Annotated in this window: 21 protein-coding genes; 7 read left to right on the top strand and 14 right to left on the bottom strand. The window is 74.0% G+C overall.

What is annotated here, in order from left to right; all coding sequences use genetic code 11:
* Nucleotides 1-407: 407 nt before the first annotated feature.
* The gene (locus PUR61_RS30825) at nt 408-1,412 is read right to left on the bottom strand and encodes a stage II sporulation protein M (protein WP_329882787.1); all 1,005 of its coding nucleotides are present in this window, start codon (nt 1,410-1,412) and stop codon (nt 408-410) included.
* A 235-nt stretch (nt 1,413-1,647) separates the two neighbouring features.
* Here PUR61_RS30825 and PUR61_RS30820 point away from each other — a divergent pair, with 235 nt between their 5' ends.
* Nucleotides 1,648-2,595 (top strand): RDD family protein, encoded by a 948-nt coding sequence (locus tag PUR61_RS30820; protein WP_329882786.1) that lies wholly within the window; start codon nt 1,648-1,650, stop codon nt 2,593-2,595.
* A gap of 177 nt (nt 2,596-2,772) precedes the next feature.
* On the opposite strand, the gene PUR61_RS30815 is transcribed toward PUR61_RS30820, so the two are convergent.
* Nucleotides 2,773-3,387 (bottom strand): hypothetical protein, encoded by a 615-nt coding sequence (locus PUR61_RS30815; protein ID WP_329882785.1) that lies wholly within the window; start codon nt 3,385-3,387, stop codon nt 2,773-2,775.
* 175 nt (nt 3,388-3,562) lie between these two features.
* Nucleotides 3,563-4,216, bottom strand: a complete 654-nt coding sequence (locus PUR61_RS30810) for a hypothetical protein (RefSeq protein WP_329882784.1) — start codon at nt 4,214-4,216, stop codon at nt 3,563-3,565.
* Between the two features lie 55 nt (nt 4,217-4,271).
* Between PUR61_RS30810 and PUR61_RS30805 the strand changes: the two genes are divergently transcribed.
* On the top strand, nt 4,272-4,400 hold the full coding sequence (locus tag PUR61_RS30805; RefSeq protein ID WP_329882783.1) for a hypothetical protein: 129 nt from the start codon (nt 4,272-4,274) through the stop codon (nt 4,398-4,400).
* An 85-nt stretch (nt 4,401-4,485) separates the two neighbouring features.
* Here PUR61_RS30805 and ahcY read toward each other — a convergent pair whose 3' ends face one another.
* The 6 genes from ahcY to PUR61_RS30775 form a co-directional block, all read right to left on the bottom strand.
* Nucleotides 4,486-5,934 carry an adenosylhomocysteinase gene (gene ahcY / locus PUR61_RS30800; RefSeq protein WP_329882781.1) on the bottom strand — a complete coding sequence of 483 codons (1,449 nt, stop codon included), beginning with the start codon at nt 5,932-5,934 and terminating at the stop codon, nt 4,486-4,488.
* Nucleotides 5,935-6,324: 390 nt separating this feature from the next.
* The gene (locus PUR61_RS30795) at nt 6,325-7,302 is read right to left on the bottom strand and encodes a cation diffusion facilitator family transporter (protein ID WP_329882780.1); all 978 of its coding nucleotides are present in this window, start codon (nt 7,300-7,302) and stop codon (nt 6,325-6,327) included.
* Nucleotides 7,303-7,393: 91 nt separating this feature from the next.
* Nucleotides 7,394-8,677 carry an SIS domain-containing protein gene (locus PUR61_RS30790; RefSeq protein ID WP_329882779.1) on the bottom strand — a complete coding sequence of 428 codons (1,284 nt, stop codon included), beginning with the start codon at nt 8,675-8,677 and terminating at the stop codon, nt 7,394-7,396.
* Between the two features lie 203 nt (nt 8,678-8,880).
* Nucleotides 8,881-9,063 carry a Trm112 family protein gene (locus tag PUR61_RS30785; protein WP_329882778.1) on the bottom strand — a complete coding sequence of 61 codons (183 nt, stop codon included), beginning with the start codon at nt 9,061-9,063 and terminating at the stop codon, nt 8,881-8,883.
* 86 nt (nt 9,064-9,149) lie between these two features.
* On the bottom strand, nt 9,150-10,595 hold the full coding sequence (locus PUR61_RS30780) for a phosphomannomutase/phosphoglucomutase (protein ID WP_329882777.1): 1,446 nt from the start codon (nt 10,593-10,595) through the stop codon (nt 9,150-9,152).
* Nucleotides 10,596-10,710: 115 nt separating this feature from the next.
* On the bottom strand, nt 10,711-11,076 hold the full coding sequence (locus PUR61_RS30775) for a DUF3499 domain-containing protein (RefSeq protein WP_329882776.1): 366 nt from the start codon (nt 11,074-11,076) through the stop codon (nt 10,711-10,713).
* 162 nt (nt 11,077-11,238) lie between these two features.
* Between PUR61_RS30775 and PUR61_RS30770 the strand changes: the two genes are divergently transcribed.
* Nucleotides 11,239-11,694, top strand: a complete 456-nt coding sequence (locus tag PUR61_RS30770; RefSeq protein WP_329882775.1) for a metallopeptidase family protein — start codon at nt 11,239-11,241, stop codon at nt 11,692-11,694.
* Nucleotides 11,695-11,778: 84 nt separating this feature from the next.
* On the opposite strand, the gene PUR61_RS30765 is transcribed toward PUR61_RS30770, so the two are convergent.
* The 3 genes from PUR61_RS30765 to PUR61_RS30755 form a co-directional block, all read right to left on the bottom strand.
* Nucleotides 11,779-13,434, bottom strand: coding sequence for a DUF5719 family protein (locus PUR61_RS30765; RefSeq protein ID WP_329882774.1), 1,656 nt, complete (start codon nt 13,432-13,434; stop codon nt 11,779-11,781).
* A gap of 6 nt (nt 13,435-13,440) precedes the next feature.
* Nucleotides 13,441-17,331, bottom strand: a complete 3,891-nt coding sequence (locus PUR61_RS30760; RefSeq protein WP_329882773.1) for a glycosyltransferase family 2 protein — start codon at nt 17,329-17,331, stop codon at nt 13,441-13,443.
* 270 nt (nt 17,332-17,601) lie between these two features.
* Nucleotides 17,602-17,871 (bottom strand): WhiB family transcriptional regulator, encoded by a 270-nt coding sequence (locus tag PUR61_RS30755; RefSeq protein WP_030310813.1) that lies wholly within the window; start codon nt 17,869-17,871, stop codon nt 17,602-17,604.
* 619 nt (nt 17,872-18,490) lie between these two features.
* Here PUR61_RS30755 and PUR61_RS30750 point away from each other — a divergent pair.
* The 3 genes from PUR61_RS30750 (at nt 18,491) to PUR61_RS30740 (ending at nt 21,527) form a co-directional block, all read left to right on the top strand.
* Complete coding sequence (locus tag PUR61_RS30750) at nt 18,491-19,159, top strand: cysteine dioxygenase (protein ID WP_329882772.1); 669 nt, start codon at nt 18,491-18,493, stop codon at nt 19,157-19,159.
* A 68-nt stretch (nt 19,160-19,227) separates the two neighbouring features.
* A complete protein-coding gene (gene cofD / locus PUR61_RS30745; protein WP_329882771.1) occupies nt 19,228-20,238 on the top strand; it encodes a 2-phospho-L-lactate transferase in 1,011 nt (336 codons plus the stop codon).
* A complete protein-coding gene (locus tag PUR61_RS30740) occupies nt 20,235-21,527 on the top strand; it encodes a coenzyme F420-0:L-glutamate ligase (protein WP_329882770.1) in 1,293 nt (430 codons plus the stop codon). The genes cofD and PUR61_RS30740 overlap by 4 nt, the downstream gene beginning before the upstream one ends.
* Before the next feature lie 81 nt (nt 21,528-21,608).
* Here the strand turns inward: PUR61_RS30740 and PUR61_RS30735 are convergent, their stop codons facing one another.
* Nucleotides 21,609-22,544 carry a DNA-3-methyladenine glycosylase family protein gene (locus PUR61_RS30735; protein ID WP_329882769.1) on the bottom strand — a complete coding sequence of 312 codons (936 nt, stop codon included), beginning with the start codon at nt 22,542-22,544 and terminating at the stop codon, nt 21,609-21,611.
* Between the two features lie 39 nt (nt 22,545-22,583).
* On the opposite strand from PUR61_RS30735, the gene PUR61_RS30730 reads away from it, so the two are divergent.
* On the top strand, nt 22,584-23,075 hold the full coding sequence (locus PUR61_RS30730) for an SgcJ/EcaC family oxidoreductase (RefSeq protein WP_329882768.1): 492 nt from the start codon (nt 22,584-22,586) through the stop codon (nt 23,073-23,075).
* A 106-nt stretch (nt 23,076-23,181) separates the two neighbouring features.
* Here the strand turns inward: PUR61_RS30730 and PUR61_RS30725 are convergent, their stop codons facing one another.
* Nucleotides 23,182-24,498 (bottom strand): peptidoglycan recognition protein family protein, encoded by a 1,317-nt coding sequence (locus PUR61_RS30725; protein ID WP_329882766.1) that lies wholly within the window; start codon nt 24,496-24,498, stop codon nt 23,182-23,184.
* Nucleotides 24,499-24,514: the final 16 nt, after the last annotated feature.

Genomic DNA, 24,514 nt, shown 5'->3' with positions numbered 1-24,514 from the left:
TGGCACGCTGTTGAGTTCTCAAGGAACGGACACTTCCTTCAGGCGGCTTTCACACCGGCCCTCCGGGCGCTTCGTTCTTTCGTGTTTCCAGCTTACCAGACGTTTTCCGCTCCGTTTTCCGGAGTTTCATTCATCCGATTCCCGCTGGGGGATTTCCTTCGACTTCGCTCCGAAGCTTATCAAAGCTTTCGGTGTGCTCAGTTCCGGGATTTACCTCGTCGGAGAGGGTGCGCATTCATAAAACGCGCTCACCTCGACTCGGCGGTGTCGTAGACACTAACGCCTGTGCCCGACTGCTGTCCAGTCGCTCCCAACCGTTCAAACCTACTAGCCCACCCGCGCCACGTCAATGGTTTGGCTGAGATGCGAGAAGAGTAGCAGGTCAGGGGCCTGGTGATCACATCGACTCACGCAGCGACCGGCTGGAGGTCCGCCCGGTCGGTCGCCTCCAGATCGCCGGTCTCTCCGGTCGCCGCGGCCTTTCGACCCAGGACCAGGGCATAGAGAAGGAACGCCACCTCCGCCAGCGCGCCGATCGTGATCCGCGCCCAGGTGGGCAGGCCGGACGGCGTGACGAAGGCTTCCAGGACACCGGAGACGGCCAGGACGGTCGTGAGGCCGACGGCCATGCCGATGATGGACCGCCCCTGTTCGGCCAGAGCGGTCGCGCGGGTACGTGGGCCGGGGTCGACGATCGTCCAGCCGAGGCGCAGCCCCAAGCCTCCGGCGACGAAGACCGCGGTCAGTTCCAGCAGGCCGTGCGGGATGAGCAGGCCGAGGAAAATGTCGAGCCTGCCGGCGGACGCCATCAGTCCGACGCCCAGACCGAGATTGAGGACGTTGCTCCAGAGCACCATCACCACCGGGATCCCGAGCACGACCCCGTAGAGCAGGCACTGCACCGCGATCCAGGCGTTGTTCGTCCAGACCTGCGCCGCGAACGAGCCGGCCGGACGGTCCGAGTAGTAGGCCTCGTAGTCGCCGCCGGGCCTGGTCATCTCCCGGATCTGGTCCGGGGTCGCCAGGCTGTTCCGGACCTCCGGGTGTCCGGCGACCCACCAGGCTACGAGCGCGGTCGCGAGGAGGGAGAGGATCGCGACCGGCAGCCACCAGCGGCGCGAGCGGTAGAGCGCGGCCGGGAAGCTCACCGTGTAGTAGCGCACGACGTCCCGCCAGCCGCTGGTCCGGCTGCCCGTGACCGAGTCGCGCGCCCGCGAGACCAGACTGGTGAGCCTGCCCTCCAGTGTGGGGTCGGGCGCGGCGGCCTGGACCTTGGCGAGGTGCCCGGTGGCGCGCTGGTAGAGGGAGACCAGTTCGTCGGCCTCCTCCCCGGTGAGACGGCGCCTCCTGGAAAGGGCGTCCAGCCGGGCCCACTCCCCCTGGTGGGTGGCGACGAAGACGTCCAGGTCCATTCGGCGACTCCAGGGTCGGCGCGGGGCGCGCGGGCGGGCTTGGTCGGACAGGTGGGCCCAGCATGCCAGGGCACGGGTGCGCGCGGGCGTCCGGGACCTCCCTTCCCGACCGGGTCCGGGGCCCCGTATGTTGACGACTGCAGATCACGGGATCGTGGGGGCGATCCATCGGATTCCTCTCCCCGCGGATCACGGATCACGGACCACGAACCACCGACGGGAACGGACGGGTGCCTTGAGCGACCTGGTGACGGGCGAGGCGGTCGTCCTCGGCCTGCGTGCGGCGAAGCTTCCGAGCCGGGCACTGGCGATCGCGCTGGACCTCACCCTGCAGATCGCCGGCCTGGTGGCGGCGTCCCTGGTGCTGAGCCTGACGCTCGTCGACATCGACGGTGCGGCGGTCGCGGCGGTCACGCTCGGGCTGATGGTCTTCTTCCTGGTGGCCCTGCCGGTCATGATCGAGACACTGACCCGCGGACGTTCGCTGGGGAAGGCCGCCCTCGGGCTCCGGGTGGTGCGCAGTGACGGCGGGCCGGTGCGGTTCCGGCACGCGCTGGTGCGCGGGCTGGTCGGCTTCCTGGAGATCGTCGTGCTGTTCGGCGTCCCTGCCGTGATCTGCTCGATGGTGTCCACGGAGGGCAAGCGGCTGGGCGACGTGTTCGCGGGGACACTGGTGGTCCGCGAGCGCGTGCCCGGTGGCGGCGGCACCGCCACGGCGCTGCCGCCGGTCCACCCGCAGCTGTTGCAGGCGATCGGCGGCGAGCTGGTCGCGCTCGACCTCTCCGCCGTGCCCGAGCCGCTCTGGCTGGCCGTCCGCCAGCTGCTCGGGCGGATCGGCGAGCTCGACCCGGCGGTGGCCCACCAGATGTCGGTCAGGCTGGCGGACGACGTGACCGCCCGCACCGGTCATCCGGTCCCCTACGGCGTGCATCCGGCGGCGTACCTCGGTGCGGTCCTGACCGAGCGCCAGCGCCGTGAGTGGGAGCGGGCCCAGGGGCACGCCTTCCAGCAGGCCCGCCACCAGGCGCAGTACCCGGCGCAGGCGCGCGCGGCGCAGGGACAACAGCACCAGCCGCCGTACCCTCACCCGCACCCGACGGCTCCCGCCGCACCCACCGCACCGCCGGCACCGGAGCCCGCTCCGAAGCCCGCGCCCGGTACCGGCTTCGCCCCGCCGGCCTGAGTCGTTCCCTGGCCGGCTCCGGTCCCGGAGGGTCTTGAAGCAGGCGCGTTGCCCGTGCGTCCCTGGATGCCCTCGCCGGATCGGCGCGGTCTCGTCGCGTCGTGCGCGAGGCGAGGTCGTCGATCACGGACGTGGTCGGCTCGGGTTCGTGCCGGACACCGGCTCGTGTACGGCGCCTCAGGGCGACCCGTTCGTCAGCAGCAGGTGGAAGCTGCGGCCGCGGTGGACGAACGTGGCGGTGTCGGATTCGCAGCCGTCGAAGTAGACCGGCCACAGCGGCTCCTCGCCGCTGTGGTAGCCGGTGGGGCGCAGGAAGTCCGGGCTGACAGCGGCGAAGGACCACGCCGGGCCGTCCTCACCGAGCAGTTCCCGGGCGAAGTCGCACACCAGTCGCTCGGCGTCCGCCGCCGGGTAGTGGTGGCCGTAGGGGCTGTACGCCTCGCAGAGCATCCAGCGCAGCCGCGCCAGGAAGCCGGCGTGGTCGAGCGGGCTCACCGCGGCGCGGAATCCCTCGCGCAGGAGCGGGCGCTCGAAAGGCTCGCTGTCGTACGCGTCCGCCAGGACGTACCAGTTGCGGCGTGCGTCGGCGGCGCGCATCAGTCGCTCGAACAGGGCACTGCGCAGGAAGGCGTGCAGGACGGCCCGGCAGTTCCCGGCCGTCACGGGTGCGTCGCAATCCGCGGTGAGCAGCAGGGTGTTGCTGTTCATCGCGCTGTCGACGGCGGAGAGGAAGGCGTCGACGGCCGGAGGTTCGGGATTCGGTGGTGGCGCGCTGAACCTCGGGGAGCCCATGGCCCCAGCCTTGCAGGCGGTCGTCGTCGGTTCAACGGCTCTTCCACCGATCTGACCGGCTACCCGGCGCGGCACCGGCCGGCGGTGCCGGCAGGGCGAACCGGGGGCCTGGGCGGGCAAGGGGCCGTCGCCGGTTCACGTCCGGGGCGCCGACACGAGGTCACGGAACGCCCTCTCAGCCGCCCAGGCCCTCGCCGTACCCGAACGCGGCCGGCCACGCGTTCGGCGGGGACTCCAGTTCTTCCAGCTCGATCCCGCCTGCGGCGAGCACCACGTCCCCGGCGAGGTGCACGACCTGCTGCTCCCCCGTCTCCAGGTCCGCCACCTGGTACCGCTCGACCAGCAGCGGCCCCGAGTCGGTCTCGTGCGTGTCCGCGCCCTCCAGCAGCCACCCCTGGTCGAAGGTGCGCGGAGCCAGCACCGGCTCGGTGAACGCGACCAGCCGTACCCGCGCGCTCGCCCCCTCCCGCAGGCGCAGCAGCCGGGCGGTGGCGACCAGGAACCCCGGTGAGCGTCCGGCGAAGCCGTGCGCCCGGTCGTGGCCCTCGGCCGCCTGCTCGCCTGCCGGGTCGGCGGCGTCCGCCCGTACCCAGGCGACCCCGTCGACTGCACCGCCCCGCACCTGCCAGCCGCCCGCGCGCAGTTCCATCCGCAGCGGCCGGGCCCGCGCGTCCAGTGTCAGGTCCACCGTGCCGAGGACGTGTCCGTCCGGCGCGTAGGTCTTGGAGACGTACCGCCAGCCGGCCGGGCCGGGCGCGCAGCTGAAGCGCTCCTCACCGAGCAGCACGTGGTCGTGGGTGTCGTGGAGCGAGTACCGGCCGTTGGGCATGCCCGAAAGCCTACGTCCGCGATCACCGGCGCCCGGCATGCAGCCTCCCGTTCCGGTGCCGCATCAAGGGGGTGGACGGCTGCCGACCGGCGCCGCCGTCACCGAGCTCTACGTGCACTGGCCTCGGATCGGCGAGGTGGAGAACCTGGACGGCTACGCCCGCCGGGTGTACCCGGACCACTGACGTCCTGCGCCGCTGAGCACCGGAACGCCGGTGGCCGGCACCCCCGCTCGGGGGTGCCGGCCACCGGCGTGTGCCGTCAGGCGGATCAGTAGCGGTACTGGTCCGCCTTGTACGGGCCGTCGACGGAGACGCCGATGTAGTCGGCCTGGTCCTTGCTGAGGGTGGTCAGCTTCACGCCCAGCGCGTCGAGGTGCAGGCGGGCGACCTTCTCGTCCAGGTGCTTCGGCAGCACGTAGACGCCGATCGGGTACTGCTCGGTCTTCGTGAACAGCTCGATCTGGGCGATCGTCTGGTTGGCGAAGGAGTTGGACATCACGAACGACGGGTGGCCGGTCGCGTTGCCCAGGTTCAGCAGGCGGCCCTCGGAGAGGACGATGATGGTGCGGCCGTCGGCCTTGCGCCACTCGTGGACCTGCGGCTTGACCTCGGTCTTCACGACGCCCGGGAGCTTCGCGAGGCCGGCCATGTCGATCTCGTTGTCGAAGTGACCGATGTTGCCGACGATGGCCTGGTGCTTCATCCGGGCCATGTGGGAGGCCATGATGATGTCCTTGTTGCCGGTCGTGGTGATGAAGATGTCGGCGGTCTCGACGACCTCTTCCAGGGTGGTGACCTGGTAGCCGTCCATCGCCGCCTGGAGCGCGCAGATCGGGTCGATCTCGGTGACGATGACCCGGGCGCCCTGGCCGCGCAGCGACTCGGCGCAGCCCTTGCCCACGTCGCCGTAGCCGGCGACGAGGGCGACCTTGCCGCCGATCAGGACGTCGGTGGCGCGGTTGATGCCGTCGATCAGCGAGTGGCGGCAGCCGTACTTGTTGTCGAACTTCGACTTGGTGACCGAGTCGTTGACGTTGATGGCCGGGAAGAGCAGGTTGCCGTCACGGTGCATCTCGTACAGGCGGTGGACACCGGTGGTGGTCTCCTCGGTGACGCCCTTGATGGTGGCGGCGACCTCGGTCCACTTGTTCGGGGTGTCCTTGAGCGTGCGGTTGAGCAGCTCCAGGATGATCCGGAACTCGTCGTTGTCCGCGGTGGACGGGTCCGGCGCGACGCCCGCCTTCTCGAACTCGACGCCCTTGTGGATCAGCAGGGTGGCGTCGCCGCCGTCGTCGAGGATCATGTTCGGGGTCTGGCCGTTCGGCCAGGTGAGCGCCTGCTCGGTGCACCACCAGTACTCGTCCAGCGTCTCGCCCTTCCAGGCGAAGACCGGCACGCCCTGCGGGTTCTCCGGGGTGCCCTCCGGGCCGACCGCGATGGCGGCGGCGGCGTGGTCCTGGGTGGAGAAGATGTTGCAGGAGCACCAGCGGACCTCGGCACCGAGCGCGGTGAGGGTCTCGATCAGGACGGCGGTCTGCACGGTCATGTGCAGCGAGCCGGTGATCCGGGCCCCGGCCAGCGGCTGGGCCGCGGCGTACTCGGCGCGGATCGTCATCAGGCCGGGCATCTCGTGCTCGGCCAGCTGGATCTCCTTGCGGCCGAACGGCGCCAGGGAAAGGTCGGCGACCTTGAAGTCACCGGTGATGTCGGTCGACATGCGTCTGCTCCTCGCTGATGGGGTGGGGCATGGCCAAGGTCCTCGGGGTGCGTCACAGCGCGGCGGGCCGCACAGGTGGGCGGCGACGCCGGGACGGTACCGGTCCGGGAGGGACCGGTGCCCCGCTGTTCGCACAAACCGTCGGAGGACCTCTGTCCCTCGACCGGCGCGTGCCCGTGCGGACACGGGCCGCCGATCGACCGCCATCAGCAGCGACGTTCTGGCTCTGAGGACGAATCTACACCGCAGGCCCCGGACGGCGGCCCGGTACGACCGTTTTTCGGCCTCGCCCCCTGCGGCGCGCACGTCCTGTGCACGCCCCGTACGAGCCCCGCACGTGTGCCGCCCGGTCCGGCCCCGCGGCGCTGCGCGGTGGCCGGTACGCGGCGGTCAGTGCGCGGCGTCCGGCACCGGCCCGCCGGGCGTGGCGTTCGGGTCGTCGCCCTCGGCCTCCTTCTCGGCGCTGAAGATGTCCGGCTCCAGGTAGATCACCCGCGCGATCTTCACGGCCCGGCGGACCCGCGCCTCGGCGGCGTCGATGGCCTGGGCCACCTCGGCGGCGGTGACGTCGGCGGGGACGGCGATCTTGGCGGCGACGAGCAGCTCCTCGGGGCCGAGGTGCAGCGTGCGCATGTGGATCACGCGGGTGACGGAGTCGTGGTCGACCAGCGCGTCGCGGATCTCGGCCACGACCTCGGGGTGGGCGGACTCGCCGATCAGCAGCGACCGGGTCTCCAGTGCCAGCACGATCGCGATGGCGATCAGCAGCACGCCGATCGAGAGCGTGCCGATGCCGTCCCAGACGGCGTCGCCGGTGATCACGGTCAGACTCACGCCGAACAGCGCCAGCACCAGGCCGATCAGCGCACCGGTGTCCTCCAGCAGCACGACCGGCAGCTCGGGGGCCTTGGCCCGGCGGATGTAGGCGGTCCAGCCGTGCTTGCCCTTGTCCTTCACGGCCTCGCGGTACGCGGTGTAGAAGGACCAGGCCTCCAGGCCGATCGCGAGGACCAGCACGCCGACCGGCCAGTACCAGTTGTCCAGCTCGTGCGGGTGGGCGATCTTCTCGTAGCCCTCGTAGATCGCGAACATGCCGCCGACGCTGAACAGCACGATCGAGACCAGGAACGCGTAGATGTACCGCTCCCGCCCGTAGCCGAACGGGTGCTCGGGGGTGGCGATCCGCTTCGAGCGCTTGCCGCCGACCAGCAGCAGCACCTGGTTGCCGGAGTCCGCGACCGAGTGGACGCCCTCCGCGAGCATCGACGAGGAGCCCGAGAACGCGAAGGCGACGAACTTGCTCACCGCAATGCCCAGGTTCGCGGACAATGCCGCGACGAGTGCCTTGGTACCGCCTTCGGTGCTCATGCTCGGGGTGGTCCCTCCGTCGGGGGCCGCCCACGCAGCCCGCGCCCAGTCGTTGTCGAGCGCATACGGTACCGGGCCGGGCCGGACGCGTTCAGGACTGTGCCGCGAGCCCGAGGTAGACGGCGGCGAAGTCGGTGAGCGCGACCAGGTCGGCCAGCGCGTGCAGCGGGTCGGCCCGGCGGCTGGCGTACTCGGTGAGCCGGACATCGTGGGCGGCGGCGAGCCGGTGCGCCCGGGTGGCGCCGAAGCTGCGCGGGCCCTCGTCGTCGGCCGGTACCTCGGTCGGGCCGTCGTCCGGCTCGCCGGGCCCGGCCGGAGCCGCGGACGGCTGGTCGCCGGGGATGTGCCGCAGCAGCAGGACCTGGAGGTGCAGCGGGTCCGGCTCCTCCACCCGGTCGCGGAAGAAGTCGTCCGGGTCGGCCCCGGCGCCGAGCTGGCCGGTGAACATGCCGCGGTGCGCGGTGAGCACCTGCGGCAGCGGGCCGGCGAGGGCAGGGCGGCCGGCCCGGTCGGCGAGCTGGGCGGCGAACCGGCCGGCGGCCGCCCCGGCCACCGGGCCCTCGGCCCACAGCAGCGGTACCGTCCCGGCCAGCCGGGCGGCCAGCCCCTTGGCCGGGTTGGTGTACGCGGCGGCGTCCGGGCGGCAGCGGACGGCGCTCTCGTCCAGCAGGTCCGCGGTGGCCGCCAGCGCGTCGTACGGCAGTTGGGTGACGCCGAGCTTCTGGCAGAGCGCGAGCAGCGGCGTGAGGTGGGACCAGAGCGCGGCCGGGTCCTCGGCGGGCAGGTCGGGCTCGGCGGCGTACGCGGCCGCGGGCGGGGTGCCGTCGTCAGGGGAGTCGGACGACAGGGCGGACGGCACGAAGGGCAGCGGCAGGGCGCGGACCTGGAGCGCGGCCCCGGCGAGCGGACTGCCCTCGGGCGCGACGACCACGATCGCGCAGCCGCGCGCGTAGGCCTGCTCGGCGAGGGCGACCAGGCCCTGTTCGCCGCCGTCGGCGGAGCTCACCACCAGCAGGTCGAGCGGCCCGGCCCAGCCGGGGAGCTGCCAGGCCAGGCCGGCCGTGAAGACGGGCGGCGCGGTGGCCCGGTCGGTGCGCGGGACGGGCGCGGCGTCCGTGGGCGGCAGCGGGGAGACCAGGCTCGCGGTCCCGGCCAGGGCCGCCAGCATCTCGGCGGCGGTCAGCGCGCTGCCGTGGCCGGCGACCAGGACGGCACGCGGGCGGCCGTCGGGGCGGAGCCGGTCGATGCCTGCGGCTTCGGCGAGCCGCAGCGCGGTGCGGACCCGGGCGCCGGAACCGGCCAGGGCCAGCAGGGCGCGGTCGTGGTCGGCGCGCCGGAGGGCGGCCGGGTCGTCGAGCAGGGTGTCGTCGAGCATGCGGCGGGCCTCCGGCTGCTGGCTGGGCGCTGAGGGCTGCTGGCTGAGGGGTGTGCGGCGGGGTGGTGCGGCGGAGTGCCACCGCGGGCACTGCCGGTACTGCCGGTACTGCCGGTACTGCGGAGACTGCGAGCAAGGCCGGTACGGCGGGTATGCCGGTACTGCGGGGTGCGGGTCGGGCCCGGTGGCGCCCGACCCAAGGATCACGCGGGGCGGCGGGCCTCGTCCACCAGCAGGACCGGAATGCCGTCCCGGACCGGGTAGGCCAGGCCGCAGCCCTCGCCGGCGCAGACCAGCTCCGGCTGCTCCTCGGTGCCGCCCTCGGTGAGCGCGGACCGGCACTGCGGGCAGACCAGGATCTCCAGCAGGAAGGCTTCGAGCTTCATGGGGTTCGGGCTCCAGTTCAGAGGGGTGGCACGGCGGTGCCCCGGCCGAGAGGAAACCCTACCGGCCGGGGCACGACGGGTGTGCGTCAGGCGCGGACGAGCGCGAGGACGCCGTCGCGCAGCTCGGCCATCCTCGCCGGGTCCTTCGCCTCGACGTTCAGGCGCAGCAGCGGCTCGGTGTTGGAGGCGCGCAGGTTGAACCACCAGTCGGGGCCGGTGACGGTCAGGCCGTCCAGCTCGTCGACGGTGACGTCCTCCGGGCCGGCGTAGGCGGCGCGGACGGCGGCGGTCCGGTCGGCCTGGTCGGCGACGGTGCTGTTGATCTCGCCGGAGGCCGCGTACCGGTCGTACTCGGCGGTGAGCTCGGAGAGGGTGCGGTCCTGTCCGCCGAGGGCGGCCAGCACGTGCAGCGCGGCGAGCATGCCGGTGTCGGCGCGCCAGAAGTCGCGGAAGTAGTAGTGCGCGGAGTGCTCGCCGCCGAAGACCGCGTCGGTGACGGCCATCTCCTGCTTGATGAAGGAGTGGCCGACCCGGGTACGGACCGGCTTGCCGCCGAGCTCGCGGACCACCTCGGGGACGGTCCAGGAGGTGATCAGGTTGTGGATGACGGTCGGCTCGTCCTCGCCGGCGGCCCGGGCGCGGGCGATCTCGCGGACGGCGACCAGCGCGGTGATGGCGGACGGGGAGACCGGCTCGCCGCGCTCGTCGACGACGAAGCAGCGGTCGGCGTCGCCGTCGAAGGCGAGGCCGAGGTCGGCGCCGACCTCGCGGACCTTGGCCTGGAGGTCGACCAGGTTCTTCGGGTCGAGCGGGTTGGCCTCGTGGTTGGGGAAGGTGCCGTCGAGCTCGAAGTACATCGGGACGAGGTCGATCGGCAGACCGTCGAAGACGGTCGGGACGGTGTGCCCGCCCATGCCGTTGCCCGCGTCGACGGCGACCTTGAGCGGGCGGACGGTGGTGAGGTCGACCAGACCGAGCAGGTGGTCGGCGTAGCCGCGCAGGGTGTCCTGCTCGGAGAGGGAGCCGGGCTCGACGTCCCGGACCGGCACGGTGACGGTGTCGTCGGCGGCGGTCCAGGACTCGACCAGCTCGCGGATCTCGGAGAGCCCGGTGTCCTGGCCGACCGGGGCGGCGCCGGCACGGCAGAGCTTGATGCCGTTGTACTCGGCCGGGTTGTGGCTGGCGGTGAACATCGCGCCGGGCAGGTCGAGCGAGCCGCTGGCGTAGTACAGCTGGTCGGTCGAGCAGAGGCCGATCCGGACGACGTCCGCGCCGTAGGCGGCGGCGCCCTCGGCGAAGGCCAGGCTGAGCGACGGGGACGAGGGCCGCATGTCGTGGCCGACCACGATCGCGGTCGCCCCGGTGACCTGCACGAACGCGGCGCCGAAGGCGCGGGAGAGGCTCTCGTCCCACTGGTCCGGGACGACGCCTCGGACGTCGTACGCCTTCACGAGCTGCTTGAGGTCGCGCACTGCGGCTCCACCCTGGTTCTCCGTCTGATCGACGGGTCGGTCGACGGGCTGGTCGCCCATGGTCACGATACGTCCGGGCTCGGCAGCGGCCGGTACCCGGTCATGGGGCAGCGTACCGGGGCCGGTGGAGGCGTTCGTGCGAGGCGGGTGGTGCCCGGGGGGTGGGGACCGGGTGTCAGTTGTCGGGCGAGCGGAGCACCCGGAGGTGGCCGCGGCGGCCGGCCTCGGTGGATTCGCCCTCGGGGCCGCGGCCCTGACGGGGGGGCTGCGGGCGGGCGGCCTCGCGGACGGCGTTGGCGAGCGCTTCGAGGTCGTCACTGCTGCGGCGGAGCGGGCCGGCCTCGGCGACGAGCCGGACCACCTCCCAGCCGCGCGGGGCGGTGAGGCGCTCGGCGTGCTGGGCGCACAGGTCGTAGCAGTGCGGCTCGGCGTAGGTGGCGAGCGGGCCCAGGACGGCGGTGGAGTCCGCGTAGACGTACGTCAGCGTTGCGACGGCCGGCCGGCCGCACGCGGTCCGCGAACAACGACGTACAGAGCTCACGAGGGTGGACGGTACAGCACTCCCCGCCGGGGAGCGAAGACCGCCTGCCCGGAGGGCGTCCCGTGTCGCGGCCGCGCGCCCGTGCGTGCACCCGCCGCCCCTGGCGATTAGGTGCGGGGGTGGTCCACTTCCGACCGCCCAAGGACTACCCTCGGCAGTGATATGGACAGCTCCGCACCGCAGTCATCGACGGGTCCCTCGCGCCGCCCCCGGCACCGTGACCGGCACGGCAGGGGGCTGCGCGGCCCGCTGGCGCCTCCGCAGGTACCGATCTCGCTCACGCGCTCCGAGTTGTTCGACGACTACGTGCGCGAATCGGTGGAGCGGCTCGAACGGCGTTGGCCGCAGTTGATCGAAGTCGAGTTCGCCGTCCAGGAGGTGCCGCTGCACGAGCCTGACGGCACGGCCGATCCCGACGGCGGGGTGCCGTTGGGCCGGGTCTCACCGGGCCGGCAGGGGCGGAAGAGTCAGATCGTGGTGTACCGGCGGCCGGTGGAGATCCGGGCGAAGTCGCGGGAGGACCGCGCGGCGCTGGTGCACGAGATCCTGATCGAGCAGGTCGCCGAGCTGCTGGGCCTCTCGCCGGACGCCATCGACCCGCGCTACGACGAGGACTGACGGTCACCGGCCCGACGGCGGCGGGGGCGGTACCCGAAACCGGGTACCGCCCCCGCCGCCGTCGTCGGGTCCGTCGGTCCGCGCTCAGCGCAGGACCACGCCCGGGTCCTGGGCGGCCTTCGGGACCTGCACGCTGCTGCGGTCGTCGCGGAGTGCCTGGATGGTGAACATCGGCACGTCCTTGGTGGTGATCGCGAGCATCCGGGCGGCGGTGACCGGACCGCCGGTGACGGTCTCCACGGTGAGCGCGTAGGAGCCGTTCAGTCCGGTGGGCTCGGGTGCCGGGAGGGCGACCGTGCCGCCGGCCGGCAGCTCGACGTCCTTGGTGGCGGGCGTGCCGCCGCCGGTGCCCGCCGAGGCGGTGACCCGGACGGTGGCGGCCTCGCCGGTGGAGGTGAGGAAGAGCGTGGAGGCGCCGCCGCCGCGGTTGTCGGCCACGGTGGCGCGGGCGCCGACCGGCACGGTGCCGCTCAGCCAGGCCGCGTCGGACTTGCCGTTGGCCGCGGCGCGGTCGATCCGCAGGCCCGCCACCACCTTGGTGGGGTGCTTGTCGTCGGTGGGCGACAGGCGCAGGCCCGCCACCTCGTCCCGGGTGACCTTGCCGAGGTCGACGGCGACCACCGTGCCGGCCTTGACGTGGACGGACTCGTTGCCGGCCGGGGTGAACCAGCCGTTCTTGCCGGAGAGTTGGATCTTCAGGTCCGCGTCGTCCTCCGGCGGGGCCCACACCACCAGCCGGGCGGCCGAGGTGTCGGCGGGAAGCCCGGGGAGCACCTGGGTGGGCGCCGGATCGGCGGAGGCCGGCACCCAGTCGGCTCCCTTGGCGCCGTCGGCGGCGTGCAGGGCGGCGCCGACCCGGCCGGTGCGGGCGACCACCTGGACGACCAGGTCGGCGACCTGGCCCCTGCTGATCGTGGGCAGCAGCACCGACTGCGAGCTGCCGGGGGCGACGGTGATGCCGTTGGCGGCGTCGTTCTCGATCAGGCCCTTGTCGCCGTAGAGCTTGAGGTCGACCACGGCGGCGGTGGACTCGGCGTTGACCAGGCTGACGTAGTCGGTGCGGTCCCCGGCCGTGGAGGCGCCGGCGAACCAGAAGCCGGTGCCCGCCGGTGTGCAGGTGAGACCGGAGAGGCCGAGGCCGCGCTGCTCGGTGACGGTGGTGGTCTGGGTGACGGTGAAGCCGGGGGCGAGTGCCCCGGTGGCGACGGCTCCGGCGCCCGGGGCGGTGTCGCCGTTGGAGGCCGGGGCGGTCACCGGGGTGCCCGGCTTGGCCAGGGTGAGCCGGGCGTCGGCGGGCGCGGCGTTCTTGTCGACGGCGGGCGCGGCGGTCGCCGGCGCACCGGTCGCGGCCGGGGCCGGGGTGGCCGGGGCCGCAGACGGCGGGGCGGCGGCGGGCGCGGCCGCCTCGGAGATCCAGCCGGCCCCGCCGGCGGCGGGCGCACCGGCACCCGGCGGGGTGTAGGCGGTGAACGCGGTGGAGCCGGTGAGGCCCTGGATCGGCTGCGGGCAGACCACCGAGGTCCGCTCGACCTGCGCCGAGGCGGCGGTGGCGGTGGTCGCGGCCGGGGTCGCCGGCGGGCGGAGCGAGGCGATCCCGAACACCGCCGCCAGCACCACGGCGGCGGCCAGCAGCGACTGGGTGGTCCTCGCCGCGCCGGAGCCCTTCGGAGCGGCGCCGGACTGCCCGGCGGCCCCCTCGGTCTGCGGGTCGGACTTCTTCTTGAACGCGGGCTTCTTCATCGCGGGTCAGCTCCCCGATCCGTGGTGGTGCGGGTACCGGCCCGGCCCGTGCGGATCGTTCGGGTCATTCGGACTGTTCGGGTCGTAGTAGGGCTCGGGCTGCGGCTGCCCCGGCACCCACGGCTGCTGCTCGGCCTGCTGGTACTGGTCGTAGCCGTACGCCGGGTCCTGCGGGTCCTGCTGCTGGTACGGGTCGTAGCCCGGGGTCTGCGGGTAGGACTGCGGCTGGTAGCCGTCCTGCCCGTAGCCCGCCCCGCCGCCGTACGGCGCGGCCACCGGCTGCTGCGCGGTGTAGGGGTCGTAGCTGTACGGGTCGGCCTGCTGGTAGGCCTGGTACGGGTCCGCGTACGGCTCGGACTCCTGGGCGGCGGCGGCCGCCCGGACCGCGCCGCCCGACGGGTCGCCGGCGGCCTGGGCCGGGACCGCGCCCGGCCGGCCCTCGTACACGCCGCCGTCCGGGTCGCCGTGCTCCGGGCCGTCGCCGGCCTCGCCGCCCTCGGCGCGCTCGGCCATCCGGCGGGCCCGGCGGCTGCCGGGAGCGGGGGCCTGCGCCTGCGCCGCGGCGGCCAGTGCGGCGGCGGCCACCACGTCCTCCGGGAGGTCGTCGTCCTTGTGGCTGCGCCGGCCGGGCAGGGCCAGCACCAGGACGGTCAGGCCGAGCAGCAGCTGGGCCCAGATCCAGCCGGTGTGCAGCAGGCTGCCCTCCCGGGTGACGGCCAGCTTGCCGCCGGCCGCCGGGAGCTTGAAGCCCTGCGCCCATCCGTCGACGGTGGTCGCCTCCAGCGCGGTGCCGTCCAGGGTGGCCTGCCACTCGGGGCCGACGGCCTCGGCGAGCCGGAGGACCCGGCCCTCGGGACCGGCCGGGACGGTGGTGGCGATGTCGCGTTCGCCGGACGGGACCACCACCGGGACGGCGCCCGGGGCGGTGATCAGGGCGCGGGTCGCCGGGGTGCCGTCGACCTGCCAGAGCGCGGCTCCACCGTCCTGGTTGGCCTTGACCAGGCCGGGGGTGGTGTCGAGGACGTCCTTGAAGGCGCCGATCAGCGGCTGGTCGACCAGGACGTAGGCGATGCCGTACCCGGCGAGCGCGACCGCCTGGTCGGCGCCGGATCCGGCCAGCAGGCTGCCGACCGTCCGGTCCAGGCCCGCGGTGGTGCCGGTGGCCGGATCGACGGTGGACTCGGCCTGGCCGAGCGTCAGCCCGGCGCCGCGGACCACGGTGTAGCTGACCGAGCCGCCCTTCCGGTCGCCGGTGACGACCAGGGTGCGGGAGCGGTCGGAGGTGCCGGCCTGCTCCGCGATGAAGGCGGGTACCTGGGCGGAGCGGTCCCGGTGCAGCGGTCCGTCGGCGCCGGTGACCGCCCACCAGAGGCCGGTGCCCAGCGGGGCGAGCACCGCGGCGGCCACCACCAGGGCGGCGACGGGCTGGCGCCAGCCGAAGGCGATGCCGGCCACGCGGGTGTTGGCGCCGTCGGCGCCGATCGCGGCGGCGGCGAGCAGGGCGATGCCCGCCAGCAGGGTGGCCGGGCCGGACCACGCGGGGATGTCCGGGCCGCCGGAGGCCGGGGTCACCGAGGTGCCGGCGACCGCGACCGCGAAGAGCAGTCCGGCCCCGGCCGCACCCCAGGCGGCGAGCACCGCGCGGCGGCGGTCGGCCCGGAGCAGGGCGGCCAGCGCGGCGAGCACCACGCCGGCGGAGAGCCAGACCGGCGGCACCCCGGCGCCACCCGGGTTGACCATGAGCAGGCCGGCCGCGGAGGGGACGGCGCCGTGCGGGCCGGGCAGGCCGGCCTCCAGCAGCAGCCGCTGGGGGTGCGACAGCACCTGGAACGACCAGGGGGCGAGCACCGCCACCGGAAGCGCGAGGATCACCAGGACGCGCAGGCCGAGCAGGCGCAGCGCGGCGACGCCGGAGCCGAAGGCACCGCCCCGGACCACCGCGGCGACCAGCATGGCCAGGCAGAGCGGGACGGCCAGGGCCCAGGCCAGCGGGACGAACGCGGTGGCCAGGGTGAGCAGCAGGACGGTCATCCAGACGGGGCGCCAGCCCGGCCGGGCGCCCTTGGCGGCGCTCTCGGCGCGGATGCCGAGGCCGGCGCCGATCGCGGCGGCGCGGGCCAGCGGCGGCAGCAGGACGGCGAGGACGGCGGTGCCGATCCGGCCCTGGGCGAGTGCACCGGTGGCGGCGGGCAGCAGCGCGTAGGTGGCGCTGGCCCAGGCGCGGACCAGCTTGGAGTCGATCAGCGGCCGGGAGACCAGGTAGGCGCTGACCGCCGAGAGCGGAACGGCGAGGACGACCAGCAGGGTGACCGCGAGGTCGGCGTGGTCGAACAGGATCCAGGAGAGCACCGACAGCACCGCGAGGTAGGGCGGCGCCGCGGAGGTGGAGCCGGTGCCGACCGGGTGCCAGGCGTCGGCGTACATCGACCAGAGGCCGGCGGCGCCGTCGGACGCGGGCAGCAGGGCGCCGCCGAAGAGGGCGCCGCCGCCGAACAGGCCGCGGCAGGCGACCAGGGCGAACACCAGCAGGGCGGCGAACAGGACCGGCGCGGGGCGCCGGGCCAGCTTCTTGATCAGCGTGAACTGCTCGACGACCAGGTCCTCGGCGTCCTCGTCGCCGGGGCCGGCCTCGACCGAGCCGTGCCGGCCGGCTCCGGCGTCGTCCGCTCCCCCTATGCCGAGCGAGCCGACCACACTTTCGACGGCGAGGCGGGCGGTGGCGCCGGGTGCGGGGAAGAGCGTCCGGTCGTCCAGGGCGTCGGCGGCGCGGGCCCGGGCCCGGCGTTTGCGGGCGGCCAGCAGACGGGGGAAGCGGACCAGCTCGTGGCCGAGGCCGGCCAGCTCGTCGAAGGCCTGCTTCGGGTCCTTGCCGAGCAGGTTGGCGACCACCCGCAGCACGGTGCCGAGCACCAGCCGGAGCAGGACGTAGGGGAAGAGCACGCCCTTGGAGTTGGCGAGCAGGGTGTAGACGGCGCCGGCCTTGTCCATCCGGTGCGGGTGGGCGGGGCCGCAGTCGATGGCGCGGCGCTCGCGGCTGGCGGCCTCGGCGTGCCGCAGCACGGCGTCGGGGGCGACGACGACCCGGTGGCCGGCCGCGTTGACGCGCCAGCAGAAGTCGGCGTCGTCGCGCATCAGCGGCAGGGCCTTGTCGAAGCCGCCGAGCTCCTCGAAGACGTCGCGGCGCACCAGCATGCCGGCGGAGGAGACGGCGAGCACCGGGCGGACCTGGTCGTGCTGGCCCTGGTCCTGCTCGCGGCGGTCGAGACCGGTCCAGCGGCGGCCGGAGCGCGCGATGCTGATGCCGACCTCCAGCAGCTGGCGCCGGTCGTACCAGCTGCGCAGCTTGGGGCCGACCACGGCGGCGCTGGGGGTGGAGTCGGCGACCTGGAGAAGGCGGCGCAGCGCGTCGGTCTGCGGCTCGCAGTCGTCGTGCAGCAGCCAGAGCCACTCGATCGGCTGGGTCTCCCGGGGGCCGCCTCGGCCGAGGTCGTCGTCCTGGCCGAGCGGGTCGCCGAAGTCGTCCCAGCCGCCGGTGACCGGGTCGTAGCCGGAGGGGTCGAGGCGGTAGGGCAGGTCCTCGGGCCGCAGCGGCGGGCTGTTGAAGACGGCCTCGGCGACGGCGGTGCCGAAGCCCGCCCGGCGGCCGAGGACGGTCGGGCCGCTCTCCGGGAGCCAGTCGGCGAGGGTGTCGGCGAGCAGTCGCGGAGAGTCGTCGGTGGAGCCGGTGTCGACGGCGAGGATCCGCTGGACCTGGCGGTCCTGGCCGAGCAGGCCCGCGAGGGCCTGGGGCAGCCAGCGGGCGCCGTCGTGCGAGACGATCACGGCGGTGACCAGGTGACGCGGATAGGCGGGCGGCCTGCTGGCGGAGAGTCCGCTCTGGTGGCTGTAGACGGTCATCGCGTGCGCGGGCCCCAGTTCTCGGTGGACACAGCCGGTGAACGGCAACCGGATGGCGCACCACACTAACGGCTCCGGGTGGCCGCTCCGTCCACGGAGTCCGTGCGAGCGGTGCAGGGGCCGTGGAGAAAGGGCCGGGAACGCGAAGGCGCCTCACCACCGGGGTGAGGCGCCTTCAGGGCGGTGCGGGTGTCCGGCCGCGGTCGCCGCCGGGGTTCGCGGAGGGTCGGGAGGGTCCGGAGCGGTGGCCGGGCCCGGAGGCCGGACCGGTCAGACGGCGCTCTTCTTGAGCCGACGGCGCTCGCGCTCGGAGAGGCCGCCCCAGATGCCGAACCGCTCGTCGTTGGCCAGGGCGTACTCCAGGCACTCGGAACGGACCTCGCAGGCGAGGCAGACCTTCTTGGCCTCGCGGGTCGAGCCGCCCTTCTCCGGGAAGAAGGACTCGGGGTCGGTCTGGGCGCACAGCGCGCGCTCCTGCCAGCCGAGTTCCTCCTCCTCTTCGATGCCGTCACCGATCAACAGCTCAAAGAGCTCGCTCATGTGGCGCGCCTCCTCTGCCCCTATTGGCGTCCCCGTGGTTGCCGTTGCCTCGTGCGGCCGACGACACGAGTGAAATTACAGTTGCGTCACTCTGGCCCAGTCAAGCCGAGCTCTGGTATTGGGGCCAGGATTCACTCCCCGGCACCAAGCCGTTACGAATAGTGTACATAACCGGACACATGGGACCTGTCGCCTGATTGCCTCGAACGTTCATGAACCGTTCGCCATCAGGGGCCGAATGACGCGCACTCACCTGCACAGGCCGGTCATCGGGCTGCCTTCCCGGCGATCTTCTCATCGAAACATAGAGGGTGATTTATCACCCCATCGGTTAGTTCATGGCCGATATCACCTGAATGTCCGCTCTCCGGAGTTGACACCGCACCCGCGGATGCGGTCTCCTTTCCCCTATGTCAGAGTTCGCCAGCCCCCGGAGCGGTTCCACGCTCCGCCGTGCCGTGAACTCCTGTTGTCGCCTCTGTTCCTGCCGCTGTATCTAGGCGCCCGCCGTCCCACCGCGCGCCGCCCAGGAAGCACAGAGGCCGCCCGCGATTCCCGCCCCAGGACATCCCGGATCCGGCTGATCCCCTGACGAACCAGCCATCCGAGGACGACTCCCGTGCGAATGATCCGCATCCGCAAGCGGAACCGCGACCGCAACAAACTCATCCACCGCGGTCCCGGTGCCGCACACCCGGCTACCCCGGTCCGCCCGACCCATGCCTGGACGGACGGACTCAGCGACGTTTCCATCGCCGGCGACCCGCTGGCCTTCCCGCACCTCGCCCGCACCGACCTGCCCAGCCACCCCACCACCGTCGCCGGCTACGCCCAGCTGGTGCGCGAGATCGCCGCCGACCGCTCCCGCTGGGAGCCGCTCGTCCGCTACGACGCGCTCACCCGCTGGTACGCCCGGCTGGAGACCGGCCCCGGCTACGAGGTCTGGCTGCTCAGCTGGCTGCCCGGCCAGAGCAGCGGCTTCCACGACCACGGCGAGTCCAACGGCGTCATGACCGTCGTCCGGGGCGAGCTGGTCGAGCGCTCGCTCACGCACGCGGGCGAGGGTGCCCGAACGCTGCGCCCCGGCGGGCAGCGCGTCTTCTCCTCCGGCTACCTGCACGAGGTGGTCAACGGCTCGCTGGAGCCGGCCGTCTCCATCCACCTGTACACCCCCGGTCTGACCGCGATGAACCAGTACGGCGGCGCCGCGGTCCCCGAGCAGCACGCCGAGCAGCACGCCGACCGGGAACCGCAGCAGCACCCGCAGGAGCAGGCCGGAGCCCACTGACCCGGGACCCGGCCACGGACGGTCGAGGGTCGGGCTGACGACCCGTCGGCGCGTGGCAGGATGGGCGCATGCGCATCGTGGCACTGGCAGGCGGGATCGGCGGAGCGCGTTTCCTGCGCGGACTCCGGGAGGCCATCGGTCCCGAGGACGAGATCACCGTCATCGGCAACACCGGTGACGACATCCACCTCTACGGACTGAAGGTCTGCCCCGACCTCGACACCGTGATGTACACCCTCGGCGGAGGAATCCACGAGGAACAGGGCTGGGGCCGCACCGACGAGACCTGGTCGATCAAGGCCGAGATGAAGGAGTACGGCGTCGGCCCCGAGTGGTTCGGGCTCGGCGACCGCGACTTCGCCACCCACCTCGTCCGCAGCCAGATGCTCACCGCCGGCTACACCCTCAGCCAGGTCACCGAGGCGCTCTGCGTCCGCTGGCGGCCCGGCGTGCGGCTGCTGCCCATGAGCGACGACCGGATCGAGACCCACGTCCGGATCACCGACGAGCAGGGCACCCGGGCGATCCACTTCCAGGAGTACTGGGTCAGGCTGCACGCCGCCGTCGACGCCGAGGCCATCGTCCCGGTCGGCGCCGACACCGCCAAGCCCGCACCCGGCGTGCTGGAGGCCATCGCCGCCGCCGACGTCATCCTCTTCCCGCCGTCCAACCCGGTCGTCTCGATCGGCACCATCCTCGCCGTGCCCGGCATCCGCACCGCGGTGGCCGCCGCGACCGCCCCCGTGGTCGGGCTCTCCCCGATCATCGGCGGCGCGCCCGTCCGGGGCATGGCCGACAAGGTGCTCGCCGCCGTCGGCGTCGAGGCCACCGCCGAGGCCGTCGCGCTGAACTACGGGAGCAGGGCGGCGCTGCGGGACGGCACGGACGAGGGCGGCCCCGGACACCGGGAGGGCCTGCTCGACGGCTGGCTGGTCGACACCGCCGACGAGTCCTCCGTGGCCGCCGTCGAGGCGGGCGGCATCGCCTGCCGGGCCGTCCCGCTGCTGATGACCGACGTCCCCACCACCGCCGAGATGGCCAGGGCCGCCCTCGCGCTCGCCGAGCAGGTGCGCGCGTGACCCTGACCGTCCTCCCCGTCACCGGACTGCCCGAGATCGACGAGAGCTCCGACCTCGCCGGACTGATCGCCAAGGCCGCGGCGTACGAGGACGGCGACATCCTGCTCGTCACCTCCAAGGTGATCAGCAAGGCCGAGGGCCGGGTGCTCCGGGCCGCCGACCGGGAGGCCGCGATCGACGCCGAGACCGTCCGGGTGATCGCCCGGCGCGGCAGCATCCGGATCGTCGAGAACCGCAACGGCCTGGTCATGGCCGCAGCCGGCGTCGACGCCTCCAACACCGCCCCCGGCACCGTCCTGCTGCTCCCCGAGGACCCGGACGGCTCGGCCCGCGCCCTGCGCGCCCGCCTCCAGCAGCTGACCGGCCGCCGGCTCGCCGTCGTCGTCACCGACACCTTCGGCCGCCCCTGGCGCAACGGGCTCACCGACGTCGCCATCGGCGCCGCCGGGCTGCCCGTCCTGGAGGACCACCGGGGCCGCACCGACTCGCACGGCAACGAACTGGCCCTCACCGTCACCGCCACGGCCGACGAGCTCGCCGCCGCCGCCGACCTGGTGAAGGGCAAGGCCACCGGCACCCCGGTCGCCGTGGTCCGCGGCCTCGGCCACCTCGTCACCGCCGAGGACGGCGAGGGCGTCCGGCCGATCATCCGCCCCGCCACCGAGGACATGTTCCGGCTCGGCACCTCCGAAGCGGTCCGACAGGCCGTCACCCAGCGGCGCACCGTCCGCGCCTTCACCTCCGAACCCGTCGACCCCGGCGCCGTCCGGCGCGCCGTCGCCGCCGCGGTCACCGCACCCGCACCGCACCACACCACACCCTGGCGGTTCGTCCTGCTGGAGACCCCCTCGGTGCGGACCGAGCTGCTGGACGCGATGCTCGCCGCCTGGCGACGCGACCTCGCCGGACTCGACGGCTGGGACGAGGAGAAGATCGCCCGCCGTACCGCCCGCGGCGACGTCCTGCGGGCCGCGCCCTACCTGGTCGTGCCCTGCCTGGTGATGGACGGCTCGCACGACTACCCCGACGCGCGCCGGACCACGGCCGAACGGGAGATGTTCACCGTCGCGATCGGCGCCGCCGTGCAGAACCTGCTGGTCGCCCTGGCCGGCGAGGGCTACGGCTCGGCCTGGGTCTCCTCCACCATGTTCTGCCGCGACACCGTGCGGGAGGTGCTGGACCTCCCCGGTCACTGGGACCCGATGGGCGCCGTGGCCGTCGGCCGCCCCGCGGAGCCGCCGCGCAGCCGCCCGGAGCGCACCGCCGACGCGTTCGTCGAGGTGCGGTAGCCGCACCTCGACACGGGAGCGGCCGACGCCGGGATCAGCTGCCGAGGTCGTCCGGCAGCAGCCGGAAGCGGAGAGTCCGCGTCAGCGGTGGCGGTGGTCGTTGGGGGCGAGGCGGGGGCCGAAGCGGGGTGCGTGGGCGCCGGTGGAGGCGAGCAGGCGGCAGAGCCGGTGGCGGTGCGGACGGTACGGCTCCAGCAGGGCCAGCATCTGGGCGTCGTCGCTGCGCACCCGGCCGGCCAGCGCCCAGCCGACCGTGTTCGGGAGGTGGAAGTCGCCGACCGAGACCGCGTCCGGATCCCCGTTGCTGCGCTGCAGCGTCTCGGCCGCCGTCCAGACACCGATCCCGGGGACGGCGGTGAGGCGGGCGAAGGCGGCGGTGTGGTCCATCGCGGACGCCTCCTCCAGCCGGGGTGCCAGCCGGACGGCCCGCTGGACCGTCGCCGAGCGCTTCGGGTCCACACCCGCACGGTGCCACTCCCAGCTCGGCACCATGGCCCACTCCCGCGCCGACGGCGCCACCCACATGTCCTCGGCCGGGCCCGGCGCCGGGGTGCCGAAGTCGCGCAGCAGGGTGCGCCAGGCCCGGTAGGCCTCCCTGGTGGTGACCTTCTGCTCCAGGATCGCCGGCACCAGCGACTCCATGACCAGGCCGGTCCTGGCCAGCCGCACCCCCGCCGCCGCGCGCTGGGCGTCGCGCAGCGCACCGGGCGGCAGCACCAGGCCCGCCGGGTCGTCCTCGGCGCCGAGCAGGACGGGCAGCCGGTCCAGCAGCCACTCGGCGCCCGGACCCCAGGCGTTCGCCTCGACCGCGCCCTCGGCCGGGCGGGCCAGCACCCGCAGGGTGCCGACACCCGCCGGAGTGCGGGACGCCCGCCAGACCGCGCCGTCCCCCGTGGTCCGGTACGACGGGTCGGCGGGGCCGCGGCGCAGCGGGAGCAGGGTCCGGGCCGCGTCCAGCGGGAAACCGGGCCGCCAGCGGCGGGCGGTGCCCTCCACCGTCGCGACTGCGCCGTTCATCGCCGTGCACCTCCATCGCTCGCCCCCGACCATGGGGGTATGAACGATACGCGGCTGCCGGAGCTCTCCCCGGGGGACCGGAACGCGGTCCGGGCCCTCTACCGCCGGGCCCTGGAGGGGTGGAACCTGCGGGACGGTTCGGCGTTCGCCGGACCGTTCGCGGCGGACGGCGAGGTGATCGGGTTCGACGGGACCCGGCACAGCGGGCGATCGGTGATGGCCGCCGAACTGGGCCGGATCTTCACGGACCACGCCACCCCTGAGTACGTCGCCAAGGTGCGGCGGGTGCGGGCGCTGGGGCCGGGAGTCGCGCAGCTGGACGCGGTGGCGGGGCTGGTACCGGACGACGCGGAGGACCCGGACCCGGCGCTGAACGCGGTGCAGACGGTGATCGCGGTGAACGCGGGGGCGGGGTGGCGGATCGCGCTGCTGCAGAACACCCCCGCCCGGTACGACCTGCGGCCGGACCTCGCGCAGGCGTTGACGGCGGAGCTGCGGGGGCTGACCGGGCAGGGGCCGGGGCCGGAGTGACACCGGGGCGGACCTGATCGCCGTCTCCTTCGCCCTGCCGCCCGCACCCCGGCGGTGGGGCGCGCGGGGGTGCGGGCGGCGGAAGGGTCCGGCGGGCAGCGGGGGGTCAGCGGCCCTGGAGCGCGGCGGCCCGGGTCCGCAGGTCGGGCAGCAGCGGGTAGAGGGCGGCCCCGGGGCACTCGGTGTTGAAGCCGTCGCGGTGGCCGGAGACGGCGTCGAAGCCGACCCTCGTCCCCAGGGGGTAGCGGCTGGCGTTCGACCCGGACACCAGCTGGGTACGGCCGGCGGCGTCCTGGTCGGTGAGACCGAGCTTCCAGGCGGAGATCCCGGCCAGGCCGTCCAGCAGGGGCTGCGGCGGGACGTCGGTGACGTAGGTGCCGATCGCCGCGACGCCGGCCGAGTCGGTGTTGAATCCCAGGGTGTGCGCGCCGTGCACCGGCAGGTCGGTGCCGCCGGCGCGGCCCTCGTAGACGGTGCCGCAGCGGTCGACCAGGAAGTTGTAGCCGATGTCCCGCCAGCCGTTGCCCTGCACGTGGTACTGGTAGATCGCCCGGATCACCCTGGGCGCGTCCGCGCACTCGTACGCGGTGGCCGTGGCGGTGTGGTGGACGAAGACGACCCGGACCGCACCGGTGTACGCGAACTCCGCCTCGCGGATGGACTCGTCGGCGCCCCAGCCGGCCCGGGTGACGATCCCGGGCCGCGGCGCCTGGTGACCCATCCGTCGACCGCCGCCCGGGGGCTCGGCGGGCAGCGTCCGGACGGCCGCGGAGTCGGCGCCGTGCCCCGGGTCGACCAGGTCGACCCGCAGTCCGGCCGGCAGACCGCCGGGACCGGGCAGTACCTCGACGGCCACCCCGTCGCTCGGCCCGGTCCAGAGCGGTGCCGTCGCACCGCGCGGCAGACGGTCCGGGCCGTGGGCCGTGCCGTCCGGACCGTCCTCGCCATCCGTCTCCAGCTCGTGCCAGCCGCTCCACACCCGGGTGGCCGCGTCCCGGGTGCGGACCCGGACGGTACCGCCGGCCAGCGAGCTCGCGGGGCCGTCCCAGCCGACGCCGAGCAGTTCGAACCGCGGGGTGGTGCGCGGCGTGAGGAGATGACCGGCGGTCAGCGGCAGGGTGGTGACCGAGCCGCCGCCCGCCGAGGTCCGGATCCGGGCGGACGGGCCGGCCGAAGCGGCGGATGCCGCCGGTTGGAGCAGCAGGGCGGCGGTGCAGCCGGCGAGCAGGGCGGCGGGGACGGCGCCGCGGAGGGAACTGACGGGTCGGCGGGCGGCACGGGCGGGCGGCGGTCGGTACGCGGACGGGGAACGGCGGGCGGCCGGGGGGTGGTGGGCCGACGGGCGCCGGAGGACCGGCAGGGAACGGAGGCCGGGCAGCGAACGGAGGGCGGCGGGCAGGACGATCGGGGAAAAGATGCGCATAAACGGGATGTTCACC

The sequence above is a fragment of the Streptomyces sp. BE20 genome, assembly GCF_036322525.1.
Taxonomy (GTDB): domain Bacteria; phylum Actinomycetota; class Actinomycetes; order Streptomycetales; family Streptomycetaceae; genus Kitasatospora.
This window is presented reverse-complemented; position numbering and strand designations above follow the sequence as displayed.